The organism is Staphylococcus microti, assembly GCF_000934465.1.
GTDB lineage: Bacteria > Bacillota > Bacilli > Staphylococcales > Staphylococcaceae > Staphylococcus > Staphylococcus microti.
In genome coordinates this window covers 18,287-37,179 of sequence record NZ_JXWY01000013.1, presented here as the reverse complement: position 1 = coordinate 37,179, position 18,893 = coordinate 18,287, and the positions used below count along the sequence as shown (strand labels likewise).

The window sequence follows — 18,893 nt, the reverse complement described above, 5'->3', positions numbered from 1 at the left end:
TCCCTCCGTTTCCGTTAATTGCTTATATTTCGTTAATACCCCGTTATATCTCGTGAACACAAACACTGATATAACGGGGTTTTGTTGTATTTCGCTAAAAATCGTTGAATATCGTATTTTGTGCTAAACGTCCCCGAGACGTCCCCAGAAAAGCTGAACAGTTAAAAAACGTCCCCGAGACGTCCCCTAATTTTTGCCCTTAAAAACCCCGCCTATTTACCAGGTGGGGTTCAACTTTTTTGCACAAAAATAACCGCACCAGTTAAGGTACGGCTTTAGAATAAGCATATTATTCATACTTAAAATTACAGAGTACTAAAATCTAACTTAAGCGAGTAGAGATTATGTATGTGAGTGGAGGCAAGAAGATGTCTCTTGCGGGACCAACAGTCAGATATAAGGCCTCTGCCGGGCTATACAATCCACTCCTAATTGTATATAGTTTTTACTACAAAAGAACTAACTTGACGATAAAGAGTTTTAGTTAGCGAGAAAGAGTTGGATAGATACCCCTTTCTTCACAAATAACTATAATATCTTTTCATTTCATACGCAATAGTTACGATTAATTTTTCCTCTTTTTGTTAATATTTATTAGTATTATTCAACTTTTTTAGTTTTTTAACAATGATTGTAACATGTTGCTCTCAAGTGTCTTTCAAAACAAAAAAACAGGGTGACCATTACAGCCACCCTAAGTTTTTAATATTTATTAATTTTCAATATACCCCACAATTCTTTCTCATTTTTGATCTTCTGTTGCTTGTCTTTGATTGGTCCAATAGGCATAAAGAATGTATCTTTTTTGTTAGCACCATCTGCCGTGTATTTAAAGCCAATCCACCAAAGATTATTTTTTAAATCCTTTATAACCTGTACAACATCTACGTATTGACCTGGATAAATCCATGACTCTTCTCCTACTCGGTCTTCGTCTAAACCATAAGAACGTCGTACAACAATAGGCTCTGTATTTGTTTTATGTGCTGTGAAAGTACCTTGCCAATTCCAAACAGTTTGTGGCGGTCTACCTTTGATTGGTGCTTTAACTGTTGGTGCCACTTTCTTAACAGGTGCGTCACCTTTCATGTATTTAATGACTAAGTTGTCAATAACAGACATATCATGTCGACCATAACCTGCTGCCGCTAAAATATTACCAGGATCTTGCTTATCATATTGAATCTCTTGATGACCCGGCATTTGGTTACGGGGGTTAATACCCCAAGAATTACATAAAGCCGCCATGATACGACAAGCATTGTCTAATGATTTACGTGTGCGTGCTCTGTCAGAGAAGTAACAAGCTTCTAAACCAAACGCAATGTCATTGGCATCATCACCATACCAATTGTTATCAATCGGCGTATTGTATAGTACGTGCCACGCTTTTTCTGTAACCGGAATGCAAATGATACATTCTACATCATCTACAAAGATATGAGCAGACGCTGTTGCATCCCAACCGATATTGTAAGTATTGCGGTAGTAGTTTACATTCTGTTGTGCTGTTGAGTTAGGGTTGCCTGTGTCGTGGAACACCGCAAATTTAGGGTTACCACTCACTAATCGTTGACCCGTGCGTCGTGTTCCGAAAGGCAAAAAGTCTGTATAGACGGGTACACCGTTCCATGTTCCAATTCTAGTTTTTGTCATAATAAATTCCTCCTATAAATTAAGAGTCCTACTTATTCAGCAGGACTCTCATCAATGTATTTTACTTTCACTGAATTTTGTTCAATTGCTTCTCCGTTATACATGTATTGAACTTTAATATGTCCGTCAAAGTCATAAGGGATGTAGCTGTAAGGCAACATAAAGTTGTTTTCAAAATAATACGTCTCAAAAGGTTTATCTTTTTCGCTAATTGTTAGAACCACTGGGAAAGGCGTTCGTGCGAATAAAATTCTTGTAATCTCGTAAAAATGTTCAGAGTTTTTAGGTTGCCTTTGAGTAATTAAAGACTGCACATGTTCCTGCTTCTCTTTTTTCCATTTGTCATAATCATCTTCCGTGCATTCTTTCTTTGAAAAGGCTAAAGGCCAAATGAAATAGTTGTCATGCCACTTTATGAACATTACATCTAGTTCTCCATAACGATTCGCATAATCGTTTTCAATAGCTTCAATTACTGCATCATTGAATACATTCGTACTTTTAGCCATTTCAATAGAATTACCTAACACACTAGGCGTCACATCAATTTTAACGGCATTGTCGCTTGGAAACACATAGCCATTTGCAACTACTTCGACCGTGTACGTGCCGGCCGGAATAACATCCGTGATACGTAAATCAACAGTATTGCTATTGACTTCAGTTTCATACTTATATACATAGTCACGCTTTTTCAGGTAGATTGTGGCACTACCTTCAAGATTCAAATTCTCAGAATTCCCATCCGAAAGCTGAAACTTAATCTTCGATTTATCTCCTTGCTTGATACGATTTCCGTCACCTAAATTTGTCAAATTTAAAACATTCTTCTTCATTAAATACGCCTCCAATATAAAACCGCCACCTAATTAAATAGATGACGGTTAAAGTTGATATTATAATCACAATATGATAAATTAAAAATGCAAGAGGGCATGCTCCCCACATACCCCCTCACATTGAGCCCGTTAAAAAGACGGTGGCTTGGATAAAAATGTTTTAACCATCTAGTTACCAAACCAAAGTATATGCTAGATGGTTATTTTTTATGGCTGTTTTGACTTATCATTACTAACCCAATGATTGTTAATACAACCATCAGCATTTCATAATCTGTCATGCTACTCCTTTCCAGGAGCAACAACTATAACCATAGGCATCACCCCTTTTTCAAGAGATTAGCCACCATCTATCCAACTTGCTCATTTATCATTTTACCATATTTACTTTTCTATTTTAATCTTTACTTCTGCTGTATCGCCGTCCAATACACGAGCGTGCTTAGAACTGAATTCTTCTTTAATTTCAGTTGTAACTGACGTACCTTTCTCATTTTTGATTACTGCCAGCTTATTCGCAATTTCTTGTGGGACTAACACACCCATTTCAGCACAGTTCTCAACAATGGAAAGTCCCTCATTGGCGATGTAAAAGAAAATCGTGACAACTAAAATCCCGCCATTCGTACCCAGAATTTGATCGATGATATTCGCAAGTACGATAATACAAAAAATTAACAGCTTACGAGCGTAACCGAACAGTGATTTTCGACTCCATAGCTTGTTGTTTTTTAATGCTTTACCTAAACCTGTGATAATATCTATACTCATCAAAATCATTAAGAAATATAGCAATCTAAGTTCACCGGCATAGATAAACGTTTTAAATGCTTCACTTTCAGTAAAGCTTACTGTAACTGCACCAAGCATTATTCCGTAGCCCCCTCAACGTCATGATCAATTGACGGCTCAACATAAACTTCGCCCGTCTCAGTATATTGCGTACGCTGTACATCTTGCTTAACATAATATGTTTTTGTACCGTTTTTAAATAGTTTCGACAACATATTTTGGAATCGGCACGCCTCTTTTACATCATCTTCCGACTCAAACTTAAAAGCGTTGTCTGACACTGTACTTCTGATAAAACCATTCCCACTATAATTTTGGATAAGTGGATATTTTTCGCCGTTTTCTGCAACCTCAATCAAGTAATATTCCGTAAATTTTGTCATAATAAATGCCTCCTAAAATTTATAAAAAATAGCCTTACTCGCTTGGAGCAGGCTCGTTTTTATCGTTTTTTAATTGTTGAATCGTTTCAAGCGCATCATCTAATAAAGCTCTTAACATCGCTTCATTAGATTTCGACACTTTCAATTCATCTTGTAAATACATAACTTCTTTCTCGTAATTACGTTCAATTTGATTCATTTAAAATCGCCTCCAATTTTTCAATTCTTTGTTTTAGTAAATCATTTTCAGACGCTAATTCTTGCACACCTTTCAACGTCCATGTTTGCATTTCATAGCTGTTAATACCATCGCCAGATTTAAATTCTGCAGGCGTTTCTCTTTCTAGCACTAAGCCACGTTGGAACAAACCAGAATCATCATCTTTGTATTTATATTGATAAATCTGTACATCATTTTTAATAATGTCCAAAACGCTGTAATCCCAAGGCTGTATATCCTTTTTGAAACGTTCAGATGACGCTTTAATAAAATCTTTCGCCCTAACATTTTTGTATACAGGATTACCATTGCCACCAAAATCATTATTTGTCACAGCAAGCTCATAGCCACCAACACCGATATACAAACTACCGCGAACGTTACTTCTAATACCATCGCCGCCATGTAGCGTAACACTTCTACAACGCAACGTTCTGTATGCGGTGTCTGACGTAGGTGCCGTAACGATCACTTCTCCACCGCCAGTCGGCGATAAAAATAAATTTTGGTTGGTGCCATTTTCAGCGTTGTTAATAACCCTAGTCGCATATACTTCTAGAGCTCGGATCGGTCTAAAAAGATTTGTCGTTTCATAATGCGTCACTCTGACTTCGCCGCCTGCAGTTGGAGACAAGTATAAGTTTTGAACATTCGGCGTTCCGTGATTGACTGAGAATCGGTTACCATAAAATTCTGACGCACGAATTGGCGTATACGCATAATCGCCAACCTTACCAGTACCTGGAATAGACGAATAGTGTACCGCTCTCACTTCTCGTGAACTCGCCAAATAAACCGTTTCATTCGGCGTTCCTAAAGCACCAGTCGTAACAAAATCATCTTCTATTCTAAACCTTAATGCGCCACTCGCATTATAGCTTCTTAAACCATCGTTATTTATGACTAATTTATCTCCATTCGACTTTGCAATCGTCATTTTACCTTGTTCAACAGTTACAGATGTTGTTTTGTCTTTTGCACGCATTCTATAAGCTGTAATATCAATCGCCTGTATATTTTTAATGAACGCACTTTTAGAAGTTAACCTACCAATTTGCGCATCATTCGAAAACAACTTATCAATCATCGATAAATCGGATTTGATTGCAGATGCTGTAACGCTATTTGCACTAAGTACGTTCGTTCTCAGTTTAGAAATATCGCCATAAACAGCATTTAGAGATAATGATTTAATATCTCCGGCAACTTGCATATCACCCGTCACACGCATTTTTTTTGTAATAATATCTACGTTAGTAGGAGTTACTGCTATCGCAGACGCCATCTCTTTACCGCTGTATTTTTTAGAACCTATCAAAACACCATCTGTTTGAACGACAACAGCAGACTGCTTTACATAATCTTTTGCTATTGCATCGGATTGAAGTTTAACAGTGCCTGCCGTTTGCTCTATAGTAGCTACGTGTCTTGCCAAGTCTTTTGGGGAAGGGCTCCAAGATGTTGCTTTGACTCCCTTTTCTAACTTAAATTCAGAAACTTTAACTGTAACTATAATATTTGAACCCCTGTTCGGATATATTCCAAACCTATCAGCCTTATTCAATGTAGAAGGTGTTCTGAATTTATAAACCACTTCATGTACATCGTTATCATCCGCAACAAATACACTGTCATCATAATTATAGGAAATACGTTTCCCTTTTTTTCCATCAACAAAAATAGATGCGCTGCGCTGGAATGCAGCATTTGCAATACCACCAAAAGCCACCAATTCTCCATCTATTTTTTGATATTTATATCGTATAGTGTAATTCGTGTTAGGTTCTAGTTGCTCTGCTGTAATATACACACCATCACGCAATCCAGAATTTGTTTGTATAATAAAAAGCCCTTTATCATTGTAGTTTTCTAGATCTAATTTAACGTTAGACTGTATATCATCTTTCGCAATCAGATTTTCATTATCATACACTAACGCGTCTAAATCATCACGCCAAATTTTACGCTGATAACTATCAATCGTTTCATCAATCTGCTGACCTTTTGCCATCTTCCACGTATTTAATGAATTAACATCGCCTTGCACTTCAGTAATGAGCGTTTTATTACCGTTAACCGTAGACTCTGTTTCATTTATCTGTGTTTGCAAACGCCCCGTCAACCTATCGTAATCCGTTTTCAGCACACGTTTTGCAATTTCTGAATTCGTCACTTTAATATCTGCCGTATTTTTACTAACTAACTTACCCAATGCATCAACATCTTCACGCCATACTTTCCGTTGATAACCATCTATCGTCTCATCAATAGACTGCCCCTTCTCCGTTTTCCACCTACTTAAATCATTCACGTTCGTTTTCATTTCAGTAATGAGCGTTTTATTACCATTGGCAGTCGATGTTGTCTCATTAAGTTGTGTTTGCAAACGTCCAGTCAAAGCATCATAATCCGTCTTTAACACTCTTTTTTGAATTTCTGCATTCGTTTTAGTGATTTCAGCTGAATTTTGATTAGCTAAAGCATCTAGCATCGTCAGATAACGATAATTCTCATCAAAACGGTTTGTAAGCGCCTTAACTTCACTCGCAGCTAACTCAATACTTCTTTTATTTGCGTCTAATTCAGTACTAATTGGAATTAAAGCATTTTCAAAACGATTTAAATGCGAATCAGTTTCTTGTTTTTGTGCTTCGAGTGTCTCACGCATGCGTCCCTCCGCCGCTTCTACTTGCGCTTCAGCTCTCGTCTCCACTTCAGCGACAAGCTGTTGCATATAATCTCTCTGCACCTCGTAATTCGCATCAAACTCACGCTTTAATCGCGTCACGTAATGCTCATTTTCCACTTTGATTGCTTCAATCTTCTTATTTGTTTTCGCTTGTACTTTATCTTGTTTAAAGTATTGATAATCGCCTAAATCAATCGTCGACGCGGCGTAATTCAACATATTCACTTTAATTTTCTGCACTCTTGCACGTTTCGCAATACCCACCTGTTTGTAAATAATTGCTACTTCATCTCCTAAATCAAGTGCGCCAATTTCTGCAACAGTTGTAGAATAAGAAACTTTTGGTACGCAATTATGAATGAGCCAATCATACGTCGCGTCTGCTAATACCTTTTTGTCTTCAATATCATCAAATTCTACCACAGCAAATCGTGGCTTCATCGACTTAAGTGAATCGTCATAATAGCCGTACTGCGCTGTTGCAGATGTAATTTCAATAAAATCTTGGTTAACTGGTTTCTTATAACCTTTCGTCGACCAGCTTATATCCGCAAAATTAATTCGACGACCATAACCATCACCAACCTGTTCGCCTTTACCTCTACCAATCGCTGCGGTAAATACTTCTGAACTATCTTGTTCTTGCTTAATCGTCAAAATGTTATTGCAGTAAACAAAACGCTTGCCGGTATAACTCCCTAACTTTTTCTTAATATAGAGCTCTTTACTCAACACTTTTTTACCATCAAACACAAAGCCAAAATCCATCTCAATGTTCCAAGTTTCGATAATCTTCTTACGTGCTTCGGTCGGCGTCACATAATAAAAAGTCGTACTTTTTAAATCCGTTGTATCGTGATCTGCCACTTCCCACCCCGTATTTTGAAACACCAGTCCAACAGCCGTTACAGCATCAATATTATTAGGACGCTTATCACGAATCACATCCATCGCTTTCGCTTCATCAAAAAACAAATGCACCCCTAAAACACTTAACTGCTCATTTTGAACAACACGCTCGTGAATTTTATAAATTTGAAATCGCTTCTGCTTATCAAATAATCCAATAAATACCGCATCATCAAACCATTTTTTGTGATTGAATAAATGTCCTTCATTCGTTTTATAGAACAAAGGACATTCCAAATGACATGTATATAAGCCATTAATTTCTTTCTCGTAATAAGCACTCACAAAATTTTCTTCAGGAATGATTTTAATCAATTCTTTTTTGTAATTTAATAAATAAATCATAAAAACACTCCTTGATACTTAATTACTATACTAATAGGTTTATTATCAATCACTAGTTGATCCCCATTCGCAATCGTAAAATCTTCAAAATCAGACATCATCGACAAATGCTGCAACGCATTTTCATTTGACGCCCCTTTCGACACTTCATGACTTTTAAAATCAAGTTTATAATAACGTTCGACACCAGTTGAAACATCCCTCATCGCCACTAACCGGTTCGTCGTCGCATTCGTTAAGTTAAACTCTGTAAACCCTTTAGTACTATAATCTAACGTAATCACAGGTTTGACAGGGTAATCACTTTTAATTGTTAATACAGTACCACTAGTGTATCCCATAGAAAGAAGCTCACTATACTTAAACGGATCATGACACACAAACTTTAACTCAATCTCTTGATACAACGCACCTTCATCCGGCTCACTTGCACTTTCAAAACGACAATAATAAATAAGATTCTCATCACTAAACTTAACTTCTTTAGCCACCACCAAACGTTTATTTAACTTCTGATACACCGCATGAAAATCGTCAAAATGATCACGTCGAATCGCAAGCGTCACATATAATACTCTTGTTTTTAAATTTTTACTCACATGCATCACACCATCACGCGCTGGCACATCAACATTGTTCAACTCATGCGCAAAACTTCTTCTACCACGCACAGCAATCGTTTCAACACCTAACGTCGTATCCATATTGGCATTATTAATGTAAAGCTGGTGGCGACTCGTAGTCACTAGGTTACCAGACTTACTGCCAATCTTTTCATATTGCACTACGTCACTCACATCATCGCCCCCTACACATCATAAACTTCTTTTAAATTGAGCGGTTTATTGCTCGTCGTTCTAATATTATCCGCATGCGTTTGGAATTCATTACCGCCCAGATTCAAGTAAATATAAGCCGGTTCTTTGCCTTCCACGCCAAACTCTAAATCATCTTTAATCGTATAATTGATATTGCGTGATATCGCACGTAAATCTTTATCAAACGACCCCGTCGCCGAAATATCATTTAACTCTGGCGCATACGCCCTTTCCATCTGTTCTGCCATATTCACCACTTCGCCCACAACATCACTCGTCATTTGATGAATACCAATCGCAAGCCCCTCGCCTGTAAAATGACCAATTTCCATAAACACACGAGAAGGCGACTTAATACCTAACGCACGTTTCGCTGCATTTACAGCGCTCTGTGCTACGTTTCTCGCCGCGTTAACGACCCAGTCGATACCAGCTCTAATCCCATTCGCCAAACCTTTCATCAAATATCCACCGACATTTGAAAAATGGCCAAAGAAATTACGTATCGCACTAACCGCTCTATCCATGCCGTTTCGACAGGCATTGACCACTTCAAAGAACTTCTGAACGACTGCGTTTAAAAAGTTTGCCATCGTTTGGCGAATAGAATTGACCCATTGAAAACCAGTAGAAATGATTCTCGATAGAGCCCCAACCATTTTTGCGCCAACCGTTGCTACAACTCGAGTAAACCAACTTGAAACCGAATTCCAGATATTTGATAAAAATCGTGTCGTATGACCCCAAATTTGCGACCAACTCGACACTGTTTTACCAGTAATTTTTGAGTAACAATCAAACAAGAATTGAGTAATCGTATTCCAAATTGACTGTATGCCGTTCCAAATGCTCTCTCCGACATTCGAAATCGTCGTTTGTAATGTCTGCCACGCACCCGAAACATCGCCAGTTAAAAATTGAATCAATGCAGTGAACAGTCCGACGATCAATTGAATCACGCTAGAAATAATTGTGCCTATTGCCGTGAACACAACTTGCACCATTGTCCACAAGCCTTGAAGCTGAATTAACAGCAATTGAATCGCTCCACCGAACAATACACCTAAAGCTTGGTTCGCAAAATCGCCTAATCTTTGTAAAATCGGAAGAATTGGCTGTATCGTTTCATTCACTTTCGCAAACAAATCAGACAACCACTGTTTAATGCCTTCTATCGCATTACCGATACCTTCTTTAATCGAATTCCACGCGTTAATTACGGTATTTCGGAAATTCTCGTTCGTCTTCCACAAGTACACAATGATACCAACAAGCGCCGTAATCACACCGATTGCAATTAATACAGGTGCACTAATCAGCCCAAAAGCTGATGATACTAAGCCAATTGCCGATTGAGCCAACGATGATACACCGATAAATTTTCTAAAAGCGCTAATCAAAGGTAATATGACTTCTTTAACAAAAGTTATTGCAGGATAAAGCGCCATAAATGCGCCACCTAACACACTTAAGACACCTAGTAAAATACCAATCGCTGGATGTGCCTCTGTTACTTTCGCAAGCCATTGCGTAAACGCTTCAACCACTTTTAATACAGCCGATGCAAAAGGTGCCATCGCCGTTGCGACATTGATAATAATGTTAATAATATTACCAAGCGTTTGTATTAATAACGGCCCATTCTGTTGCACATAATCAATAAACTTCTGAAAGCCATCCGATTTCGCAATCTTCGCACTCCATGCCTCAAAACGTCCTGCCATATTCGCCAATGACTGGAAAATCAACTCAGAATTAGGTGCAAAAGCTTTCATTAAATTAAAAATACCTCTGAACGTCGAACCGAAAATCTGTCCAATCAAAGGTAAATTACGTTGCACATAGCTTGTAAAATTTTGAATCGCTTTCGAGCCTTCTATACTATTCGCCCATTCGTTAAAGCGTTTACCCATGTTGCTAAACCCTTTAGACACCCATTCAGTTAATGGCGCTAAATTCGTTAACACAGCAACCAAACCACTACCAAATGACCCAGCTGCACTTAACATATTATTAAAAATACGCACACCCGTTGTGCCCATCATGTCAAAAAACTTACTCGCCGTTTGAGAATTTTTCGCCCAATCCAACACTTTAGCACTTGCCGTCTCCATACCTTGCGACACACCATTTAAAAACGGCGTCAAACCTTTTAACGCCACTTGTGCCGTATTGACCGCATTCGCCAACGTATTAAAAATTTGCGCTTGATTCCCTTGCACAACCTTTTGCCAAGCAGATTGTAGATCATCAAGTGCATCGTTATAGTTGTTCACTTCTTTTGTCGTCGCTAAAGTCCCATTCTCCACCATTTTTAACGCACTTACAGCCATCGCACCAAAGCCAACAACACCTGCACCCGCAATACCGAAAGCATTCGCTAAGCCAACTGCACCGCCACCGACAACACCAACTGCATTTAATACAGCCATGAGCGCAGGAACTAACGATGCGATCGCAGGCACTAAAATACTAATACTCGACAACATCGTCCCTTTAATCATATTCGCAAACACAGTCCCCGTCGTACGAATATCATTTGCCAGCGTATCCATTTTTTTACCGAAAACATTTAACTGCTTATCAGCTAATATTAACCCTCGTCTGAATGGACTTGTATCTATATCTACTTTAGCTTTTGCACGCTTATGATCAATACTCTCCAATTCTGTTTTAACAATAGCTAATTTAGAAAGAACTTTACTAATATCGGTGTAAACTTCAATATCTAAATCTAAATCTACATCAGTTAATCTATTTAGATTAGTCTCTACTAATTTTATTTCTGCCAATGCTTCACTTATATCAACATCAATTTCTGGATCATATTTTGCTTTATCTAGACCTTCCAAAATTTGGCGTACAAAACTTAAATCAATAAGTGCACTTGTAGTTTCTGCATCGACAAGTACATCAGTTTGCGTAGCACCTAATTTTTGGAGTATCACTTCTACTTCTTTTATATCTTTGATTACATCTCTTGTATCCCCTTTAATATCCGCAGTAAATTGTTTACCATCAAATTCCTTCGCCATTGCTTCAGCCGTTAGTAGTTTCGCCTTGAATTCATTAATCGACGCATCTATCTCAACTTTGATATCATCCGGCAAACTTTTAGCCATCGCAATCGCACGCTGAATATCACGTTCAAAATCACGAATATCCGCTTCAATTTCAGCGATAAAACGTGCCACATCACCCATCGACTCACTCCCCTCTTTGCGTTTTTTCGTCTAACCAACGCTGTAACGCCTGACGTTGCACCTTCGCAACCTCACGTTTCAACCATTTCTCTTTCGCTTGATCATGCGCAATAGACGACGCCGTTTGATCAATCAACTTACGTTCACGCTCAATCTGCTTCGTTATTTGCTTAACATCTTTGCCATTCGATAAGCGCGCTTGCATAATCGACTGTAAACGCATATCCTCTAATACATCTAAACGCCTATGACGCGCACCTTTTACATACAACTCCCATTCATACACCGTTAGATTATCCAACTCATGAATCGGAATATAACCAAGCAGGCGTACCGTCGTCTCTAAAATGTAATCGTAGCTTATGCTTTGCTGAACAGATCTTCGTTTGTGATGCCCTTGTACATCTCGTTGAACATCTCCAGTTGCGCCTTGTCCTCTTCGTCGCCACCCTTGACTTTCTTGTGCATCGCATCCAAAATCGTACGAATCTTTCCCTTCACAATACCATCGTGACGTAACGTCAATAACGCATGTTTAAACAACGTATCAATCTCGCCATTTACTTCAGCATAATCTTCAATCGCTTGTTCAATATCTAACATTTGTGGCTTATTTTTCGTTAAATTCGACACCGCACAATACCAAAACTGCGCCAATTTTTCAGGATCTTGTTGTAACAAGCCCATAAAGATAGACGTCACACCATCGCCCTTCGTCATTTGCCCTTTCACTTCTGTCGTCTCGCCAAATTGCTTCGCCTCACGCACAAAAGCAATAGACCCTTTCGCTGTATAATCTTTACCTTTAATTTTTAACGTTTGTGACATATCAAACACTCCTTTAAATTAAAAAATTGCAAACAAAAAAGGGCTAGCAACTAGCCCCATTCTTAAACATTTTGCGTCGTAGCATCTTCTGCATTACCCGTCGCTTGTCCAATCGTTTCATACACAATCGTTTCAGCAACAGACGCATCAATGATTTCGGCAGGCAACTTCGGTTCATGACCCACCGCACTATTCAACTTCACTTTTAACGTCACTTCAATTTTTTCATCTTCATCATCCACTTCTAAACTACGAGACTCAGGAATCACATATGCAAACGTTGAATCGTGACCTTCTTGTTCCACTTCAGAACCAGCTGGTGTGTACTTAATGACTTTATTGTTAATAATCCAAAAGCGCATTTGTTTTCCTAGACGACACGCCTCAACAAAGTCACGATCACCTTTCATATTTTTGTCATAAGGAAAAGTGACTTCAATCGTTTCTTCAACAACGCCACCTTCCCAATCCTTTTTATTACCTCTGATTTTCTCACGCAATTCATTCTCAAACTCATGCGAAAACTCACTCGTTCCAGCCAACACAAAGTCAACTGCTTTCGCTTTTTCAATCGGCGTTTCAGCAGGAATACCAATCAACGTCCATTTATCTACTGCCATAAAATTCACTCCTTATTTTTAAACTTTACATTATGCTTTACGTAATACTTCACTCTTAAAATGCCATGTCTGGTCTGACCATCAACATCCGTAATAACCTGTTGCGTTTCAACACGCACTTTATCTGTCGTATAATGCGCCATCACAGGCAATTGCTCAACGACATATCGCAACATACTTAAAAGCCCTCTCGCTTCATCAGTAGAAGCCAAAGGACTGTCAGTGTTTCTATGATATAGATGAAACGTGATTGCAATCTCCTCATCATGACCCGCACTTTGATAAAAAGAAAGCGTATTTGTTTCACCCACCACAACATACGTCATATTAGGCACTAAATTGCCACGCCCATCATGATTAATATCAATCGGCATATGATCATACACACGTTCTTTAATTTGCTTAAACAAAGGACTCGAATACAACTGATTCATAACCGCCCTAAACAACGCTTGTTCCGCCGACACATATCTAGGTTGCATGCAATCACTCCTCATCTATTAAAGTAACTTTTAAAATACCTTCTCGCCTCATCAATCGATGGATACCAGAACGGCTGTGCAACCATACCATACGTCCTATACCATTTACCGTCTTTAAAATACGACCATGGAATCTTTTTAGCACGAGAACCTTTCGTCGCATATATCCCTGTACCAAACTCCAAGTATAATGCATAACTCGAACCGACAGACACGCGACCATGAAACCCACTCACAGACATATCTATACTATTCTTCAATGCGCCCGTATCCACCGGCGCTCTTGATGACGACTCTGCATGTAATAAAACTGTCGTCTCCGCCACACCACGTTTAACATCATTCAAAACCTTTTGCTTATACTGTTGTAAGCCACGTGTAATGCGATTGCCCATAAGGTTCACGCCCTTATAAGCGGCACACGATATATTTCATGTTGTCTGCCTTGATCTTCTAAATCGCCATTCAGCTTATATTTAACATCATCATAAATAATAATGTCCGTACGCCTAATATCCGCACCATACGGCACAAAAAGCATGCTGGATAGTTCAACACCAATCGCTTTAAAATCAGCTAACTGCGACGTAGTCGGCGTATCCATAAAGGCTTTCATCATTTCACTTGAAATCTTCGTCACTTCTTTGGGTGGATAAGCCGTATGATCAACAGTTACTGCTTTCCGTTCAACCGTAATCGTGTGTGGAAACTCTTCTAAAAACATACTTACCACACCATCTTTCTATACCGCTTCAAATACTGCGTCAAGCCTACATCATCTTTAAACGTGTAACTCACAGAACCCATTGAACGACCCGATAAAAACTCGATTTCAAACTGCTTGATAGACTTCGCCACAAACAACTGAACACCTTCCGGATACGGCTCTGAAAACTCATGATTGCAATACGCTTCTGCAACACCAATATACTTCTCAATTAGCACATTTAAACGCGCATCATCGTATTGCGCTTTAGACCATTCGTTAATCGCTCTCACATCATCAGGGGTCATCTAATCACCCTTTCTTATCCTCATCCACACGTTCAAAATAAGGTAGATTGTGTGCAAATTCAGTACTTTCAAGTTGCTTATGAATCTCATTGACTCGCTTAACAGGCAAATCGACCACATCGCCTTGACGTGGTCGAATCCCTTCTTTATTCAACGTGATATGATGCAACACTTTGAACTTAACCATTGCGCATCACTCCTATACACTAGCTTCTGCTTTCGCTAAGCTAATCTTAACGACACCATCTAAGCGCTCAGGGAACATCAACACACCAGAAACTAATAACGTTTGATGCGTCAATGTCTCGTGATGTAAGAAGTGTGTCATACCTAAGAAACCTGTGTTATCAGACGTTAACGCAAATGAACGTCCTAACTCTGACGTACCAGCCGGAATATAAGCAATCACTAAGTTTTCAGCCGCCGTCGCATAAATCGTTCCTTTCTCAACTTGCGTTGTTGAAAACACAATCGTACCTGTTAAATCAGTGTAATACTGCAAACCGAACGCACTTTCTAACGTCATTTTCTTATCAGCAATCGCCTGCGCAATATCATTTGGGTTTGCAAACACCACCGTCTTAATTGCATCATCTTCAAACACCGTTTGTAAAGAACCCCAAGCCGTCGCTAACGCACCTTGTAAGCCATTCGCCGGGTTTAAATTCGTCTGTGCGCTACCCGATTGAATCAACGTGAATAATTCTTTACGCACATTCTTTTGAATCTCTTTTACAAGTGCTGCATCCGTCTTATCAATCGCTTGATCTAAGCCGTACTTTTGAATCGCCTCACCAGACGTCGCCTTACGATACTTTTTCAACTTAATCTCTTTCGTTTCTTCAACTTTAGGCGTTACTTTAGAAAGCGGGATTAAGTCACCTTCTGCCACGTCACCGTCAGCCAACTCAACATCCATACCATTATATAGCTTAATTGTCATACCTTCCGTAACAGGCATCAGATTCGATACACCAATCGCTTGTTGGAAATCCTTTAACGACTTTTCAAAACGATACGTAAAATCAACCGATTTCTCTTTAAATTTATCCAAACTTGCCATCGTTTGTAAATTTTGCTCAGGGAACTCTTGATTAGCAAAATGTTGTAAGTTTAACTTTAATCTTTCTACCATAATAATAGACACTCCTTTAATTAAATAAATTCATATTCTCTTTAATCGCTTTTTGACGTTGCACCGGATCTTGAATATTCATAATCTGCTCACGTGTTAATTTCGGTTGACCACCTTCAATAGGCGTTTTACCTTTCAGCTTATTTGCGCCGAACAAATAAGGCTTAGCTTCTCTCAACGCTTTGACAGCATCCTCTAAACCATCAACCGTCCCATCATCTTTCAGCGTCAAACTATCTTTATCCAACAACGTCAACACATCATTTGCATCATTCGCATCTTTTGCAACTGCCAACTTAATTGCTGTGTGCAACTTCAACTCATTCATCTCATCCGCATGCTTAGCATTACTATCTTCATATTCTTTTAACTTACTTTGTAACGCTTCATTATCACCCACCGATTTTTGAAGTTCAGTGATTTGATCATTACGCTTCTCTAGCTCTGCATTCAATGCTTCAATCTCTTCATTCTTATCATTCAAACGAGAACGTGGTACCATATCAGACTTCAAAGCATCAACCGCATCTAATACCGCGTCTTGTTCAACATCACCGTTCTTATACTTCTCTAATAACGCTTTAAATTCCATACATCTAACTCCTCTTTACGTTTTTAACGTGCAACGCCACGAAGATTTTCGTACAAAAAATAAACCTTTTAACGTCATGTTCAGGACGATATTCAAAGTGAACTTAACTATTTTCTTGATCAAAATTCTTATGCCACTCGTCATACGTCTGATAATCAACTTGAATGCTCTTTCCGTTAATATCACGTGCACTTCTTTTCTTCGGCTTATGACCATTAACAGTAAGCAACTTCTTACATCTGCAATTAATATTCTGACTTGCACTATCCGGTCCTACCAATAATCTAGGTGCTGGACCTACAGACTGACCTACTACAAACACACCTTTATCATTGACTTCTTTGCCATCCATATGCGCATGCGATGCTCGTGTACGTAAATCCAGCGTTGCATCCCAATACCCCTTAATACGCGCACCATACTTCTCAGCTTGTTGTATAGCAACCTCTTGTGATTCACTCTGTGCACGCCCCGTTTCAGTACGAGCAACCATTTTAGCTTGTCTTGCACTCATGCCCATCGAATACGTTATATCATTTGCAATATCGTTGTAACCTTTACCTTGAATCACGCCATTCGCAATATGACCCGTTAATCGCTTGATTGTTCGTTTACGATGCTTCTCAAACGTTGATTCCAAGCGGATATATTCGATTGGGTTTTCGAGTGATTTCTTCGCTTGCGCATACAAAATATCTGCATTAGACAAATCAATATCACTCGACATATCAAACATATGCATATGTCTGTAATAGTTTTCAATCTCTATATTTTCTTTTGAGTTTCTTATCATCTCAATGACTTCTGAATAAGCACCTTCCAGCAACCTATCAATGACATCTAACTCTTTTTGCAATCTATTGTATTTATTGAATTCTGTCCATGTGATATGTGGATCATCAGACCGATACTTATTAAACAACTTATCAAGTATCTCCAAAATGACACTCAACTGCGCCAAAATAATTTTAGCCGCTTCATCAGATGTAGCATTGATAAGCGACTCAATTAATTTAAATATTTCCTTCTGCATTAACATCAACACCGTTCAAGTGTATGCGTTCTAACTCTGCCGTTGGATCAATAACCCATGGGTGGTTGGATACAAGCGTTTCTTCTGATAATAACGTTTGTGACATACTTGCGATTTGTGTTTGTTCTAACTCATTCGTCATGCGGTTGAACTTAAATTCGATGCTCACATCTTTGTAATCACCTTGAATATTGTGATGCTCGTAAATAAACCACATCAATTCACGTAAAGCAACCTGTGTTTTACGCACTAACTTTCGAACCTTTAAATCTAAGTTGCTATATAAAAACTTCAGCGCAATACCAGAAGGACTATTACCAAACTTGTCATTATCAAAATCAACCGCTTGCGCTGCAAAAATAATCTTTTCATGCAACATATTCAAGTAGCGTTCAGATGAATCGACTGGTATCTCGTGTGTCAACGTATCTATTCCACCTTCATCGTCCACTTTAATCGCTTTATAGTAACGCTTTTTACGCTTGTAATCACTTAAGTCTTCACTTTCATAATTCGTTAGCACATCCACTGATTCAACACTCTCATCAAACGTATTCTGTAAATCAGATAGACGTCTGTTATACGCATCTTCCAATGTTTTAATAGCCAGTACGTCAGATGTTTCCTCCGTATTATTTTTAAAAGGGATAAACGGAATACGCCCCCAAGAATAGTTATCCAAATGAGTTGTAGGATTCTCCTCGCCATTATAAAAATCAAACACTAACTGACCTTCGTGATACATATAATATGTAACATCTTCAGGCGTCCAATGCTCCACACGTTTGACCCCTTCATGCATATAAACACGAATAAACTCAACCAATTCCGTACGCTCTTTATTTTTATAAATCGGAATCGACTGCTCAACCGGCACACGCATTGTACTCAACATTCCTTCTTCATCCACATACACATGCAACCATTCAATCCCCTTATTACTTGCAGCCGTCAAAATATCAATTAAGCGATCATCAAAATCATCTGTCAGTGTATCGTGAATCAGCTCCGTAATTTTGTCGCTCTCGTGATAAATCGTTACAGGGTTACCAATCGCATAACCTACCTTCTGGTCTACCAGAATGCGATGATAGGGCACAAACAGTCGATTATCTGGTTTTAGTGGATCTACCGTACCCGTCGCATCTTTAGGCGCTTCTTCAGACAATATGTCCGGATGATGATTATAATACTTCTCGCCTAAACTTAAATCGTCTAAATCAACAGTATGCTCTCTAATCAGCCTATCAATATATTCTGGCATCGTTTCATATTTCGGCTTAATAAAATCTAACATCTTTTCAGTTTCAGTCGGTTCAGCTGGATACATCTACT

21 protein-coding genes are annotated in these 18,893 nt (G+C 38.7%); all 21 read right to left on the bottom strand.

Annotated features, from left to right (window positions below; all coding sequences use genetic code 11):
- Positions 1 to 702 precede the first annotated feature (702 nt).
- The gene (locus TP70_RS02405) at positions 703 to 1,656 is read right to left on the bottom strand and encodes a peptidoglycan recognition protein family protein (RefSeq protein ID WP_044359067.1); all 954 of its coding nucleotides are present in this window, start codon (positions 1,654 to 1,656) and stop codon (positions 703 to 705) included.
- Between the two features lie 32 nt (positions 1,657 to 1,688).
- A complete protein-coding gene (locus TP70_RS12545; protein WP_052502866.1) occupies positions 1,689 to 2,492 on the bottom strand; it encodes a hypothetical protein in 804 nt (267 codons plus the stop codon).
- 203 nt (positions 2,493 to 2,695) lie between these two features.
- Positions 2,696 to 2,800, bottom strand: a complete 105-nt coding sequence (locus TP70_RS12180; protein WP_103369414.1) for a hypothetical protein — start codon at positions 2,798 to 2,800, stop codon at positions 2,696 to 2,698.
- 79 nt (positions 2,801 to 2,879) lie between these two features.
- On the bottom strand, positions 2,880 to 3,365 hold the full coding sequence (locus TP70_RS02395) for a phage holin family protein (RefSeq protein ID WP_044359066.1): 486 nt from the start codon (positions 3,363 to 3,365) through the stop codon (positions 2,880 to 2,882).
- On the bottom strand, positions 3,365 to 3,670 hold the full coding sequence (locus tag TP70_RS02390) for a hypothetical protein (RefSeq protein WP_044359065.1): 306 nt from the start codon (positions 3,668 to 3,670) through the stop codon (positions 3,365 to 3,367). The genes TP70_RS02395 and TP70_RS02390 overlap by 1 nt, the downstream gene beginning before the upstream one ends.
- 34 nt (positions 3,671 to 3,704) lie before the next feature.
- On the bottom strand, positions 3,705 to 3,869 hold the full coding sequence (locus tag TP70_RS12175; RefSeq protein ID WP_156962256.1) for a hypothetical protein: 165 nt from the start codon (positions 3,867 to 3,869) through the stop codon (positions 3,705 to 3,707).
- Positions 3,856 to 7,833 carry a phage tail spike protein gene (locus TP70_RS02385; protein ID WP_044359064.1) on the bottom strand — a complete coding sequence of 1,326 codons (3,978 nt, stop codon included), beginning with the start codon at positions 7,831 to 7,833 and terminating at the stop codon, positions 3,856 to 3,858. Before TP70_RS02385 ends, TP70_RS12175 begins: the two co-directional genes overlap by 14 nt.
- On the bottom strand, positions 7,830 to 8,630 hold the full coding sequence (locus TP70_RS02380; protein ID WP_044359063.1) for a distal tail protein Dit: 801 nt from the start codon (positions 8,628 to 8,630) through the stop codon (positions 7,830 to 7,832). The genes TP70_RS02385 and TP70_RS02380 overlap by 4 nt, the downstream gene beginning before the upstream one ends.
- A gap of 11 nt (positions 8,631 to 8,641) precedes the next feature.
- Positions 8,642 to 11,854, bottom strand: a complete 3,213-nt coding sequence (locus tag TP70_RS02375) for a hypothetical protein (RefSeq protein ID WP_052502865.1) — start codon at positions 11,852 to 11,854, stop codon at positions 8,642 to 8,644.
- A gap of 4 nt (positions 11,855 to 11,858) precedes the next feature.
- On the bottom strand, positions 11,859 to 12,155 hold the full coding sequence (locus TP70_RS02370; RefSeq protein ID WP_156962255.1) for a hypothetical protein: 297 nt from the start codon (positions 12,153 to 12,155) through the stop codon (positions 11,859 to 11,861).
- Positions 12,156 to 12,214: 59 nt separating this feature from the next.
- The gene (locus tag TP70_RS11765; RefSeq protein ID WP_052502864.1) at positions 12,215 to 12,682 is read right to left on the bottom strand and encodes a tail assembly chaperone; all 468 of its coding nucleotides are present in this window, start codon (positions 12,680 to 12,682) and stop codon (positions 12,215 to 12,217) included.
- A gap of 62 nt (positions 12,683 to 12,744) precedes the next feature.
- Positions 12,745 to 13,302, bottom strand: coding sequence for a hypothetical protein (locus TP70_RS11760; protein ID WP_052502863.1), 558 nt, complete (start codon positions 13,300 to 13,302; stop codon positions 12,745 to 12,747).
- Between the two features lie 5 nt (positions 13,303 to 13,307).
- A complete protein-coding gene (locus TP70_RS02355; protein WP_044359061.1) occupies positions 13,308 to 13,784 on the bottom strand; it encodes a hypothetical protein in 477 nt (158 codons plus the stop codon).
- Between the two features lie 11 nt (positions 13,785 to 13,795).
- Entirely contained in the window at positions 13,796 to 14,179 is a 384-nt protein-coding gene (locus TP70_RS02350; RefSeq protein WP_044359060.1) for an HK97 gp10 family phage protein, read from the bottom strand.
- Between the two features lie 5 nt (positions 14,180 to 14,184).
- The gene (locus tag TP70_RS02345) at positions 14,185 to 14,508 is read right to left on the bottom strand and encodes a hypothetical protein (protein ID WP_044359059.1); all 324 of its coding nucleotides are present in this window, start codon (positions 14,506 to 14,508) and stop codon (positions 14,185 to 14,187) included.
- 2 nt (positions 14,509 to 14,510) lie between these two features.
- Positions 14,511 to 14,798, bottom strand: coding sequence for a head-tail connector protein (locus TP70_RS02340; protein WP_044359058.1), 288 nt, complete (start codon positions 14,796 to 14,798; stop codon positions 14,511 to 14,513).
- Positions 14,799 to 14,802: 4 nt separating this feature from the next.
- The gene (locus TP70_RS02335) at positions 14,803 to 14,985 is read right to left on the bottom strand and encodes a hypothetical protein (RefSeq protein WP_044359057.1); all 183 of its coding nucleotides are present in this window, start codon (positions 14,983 to 14,985) and stop codon (positions 14,803 to 14,805) included.
- 12 nt (positions 14,986 to 14,997) lie between these two features.
- On the bottom strand, positions 14,998 to 15,933 hold the full coding sequence (locus tag TP70_RS02330) for a hypothetical protein (protein ID WP_044359056.1): 936 nt from the start codon (positions 15,931 to 15,933) through the stop codon (positions 14,998 to 15,000).
- Positions 15,934 to 15,949: 16 nt separating this feature from the next.
- Positions 15,950 to 16,525 (bottom strand): phage scaffolding protein, encoded by a 576-nt coding sequence (locus TP70_RS02325; protein ID WP_044359055.1) that lies wholly within the window; start codon positions 16,523 to 16,525, stop codon positions 15,950 to 15,952.
- Between the two features lie 103 nt (positions 16,526 to 16,628).
- Positions 16,629 to 17,558 carry a phage minor head protein gene (locus TP70_RS02320; RefSeq protein WP_052502862.1) on the bottom strand — a complete coding sequence of 310 codons (930 nt, stop codon included), beginning with the start codon at positions 17,556 to 17,558 and terminating at the stop codon, positions 16,629 to 16,631.
- Entirely contained in the window at positions 17,539 to 18,888 is a 1,350-nt protein-coding gene (locus tag TP70_RS02315) for a phage portal protein (protein ID WP_044359053.1), read from the bottom strand. The genes TP70_RS02320 and TP70_RS02315 overlap by 20 nt, the downstream gene beginning before the upstream one ends.
- Positions 18,889 to 18,893 lie beyond the last annotated feature (5 nt).

Bases quoted from the DNA above. Each gene is read 5' to 3' on its own strand.
- TP70_RS02405 (WP_044359067.1), bottom strand. From the start codon at position 1,656: ATGACAAAAACTAGAATTGGAACATGGAACGGTGTACCCGTCTATACA.
- TP70_RS12545 (WP_052502866.1), bottom strand. From the start codon at position 2,492: ATGAAGAAGAATGTTTTAAATTTGACAAATTTAGGTGACGGAAATCGT.
- TP70_RS02395 (WP_044359066.1), bottom strand. From the start codon at position 3,365: ATGCTTGGTGCAGTTACAGTAAGCTTTACTGAAAGTGAAGCATTTAAA.
- TP70_RS02390 (WP_044359065.1), bottom strand. From the start codon at position 3,670: ATGACAAAATTTACGGAATATTACTTGATTGAGGTTGCAGAAAACGGC.
- TP70_RS12175 (WP_156962256.1), bottom strand. From the start codon at position 3,869: ATGAATCAAATTGAACGTAATTACGAGAAAGAAGTTATGTATTTACAA.
- TP70_RS02385 (WP_044359064.1), bottom strand. From the start codon at position 7,833: ATGATTTATTTATTAAATTACAAAAAAGAATTGATTAAAATCATTCCT.
- TP70_RS02375 (WP_052502865.1), bottom strand. From the start codon at position 11,854: ATGGGTGATGTGGCACGTTTTATCGCTGAAATTGAAGCGGATATTCGT.
- TP70_RS11765 (WP_052502864.1), bottom strand. From the start codon at position 12,682: ATGTCACAAACGTTAAAAATTAAAGGTAAAGATTATACAGCGAAAGGG.
- TP70_RS11760 (WP_052502863.1), bottom strand. From the start codon at position 13,302: ATGGCAGTAGATAAATGGACGTTGATTGGTATTCCTGCTGAAACGCCG.
- TP70_RS02355 (WP_044359061.1), bottom strand. From the start codon at position 13,784: ATGCAACCTAGATATGTGTCGGCGGAACAAGCGTTGTTTAGGGCGGTT.
- TP70_RS02350 (WP_044359060.1), bottom strand. From the start codon at position 14,179: ATGGGCAATCGCATTACACGTGGCTTACAACAGTATAAGCAAAAGGTT.
- TP70_RS02345 (WP_044359059.1), bottom strand. From the start codon at position 14,508: ATGTTTTTAGAAGAGTTTCCACACACGATTACGGTTGAACGGAAAGCA.
- TP70_RS02340 (WP_044359058.1), bottom strand. From the start codon at position 14,798: ATGACCCCTGATGATGTGAGAGCGATTAACGAATGGTCTAAAGCGCAA.
- TP70_RS02335 (WP_044359057.1), bottom strand. From the start codon at position 14,985: ATGGTTAAGTTCAAAGTGTTGCATCATATCACGTTGAATAAAGAAGGG.
- TP70_RS02330 (WP_044359056.1), bottom strand. From the start codon at position 15,933: ATGGTAGAAAGATTAAAGTTAAACTTACAACATTTTGCTAATCAAGAG.
- TP70_RS02325 (WP_044359055.1), bottom strand. From the start codon at position 16,525: ATGGAATTTAAAGCGTTATTAGAGAAGTATAAGAACGGTGATGTTGAA.
- TP70_RS02320 (WP_052502862.1), bottom strand. From the start codon at position 17,558: ATGCAGAAGGAAATATTTAAATTAATTGAGTCGCTTATCAATGCTACA.
- TP70_RS02315 (WP_044359053.1), bottom strand. From the start codon at position 18,888: ATGTATCCAGCTGAACCGACTGAAACTGAAAAGATGTTAGATTTTATT.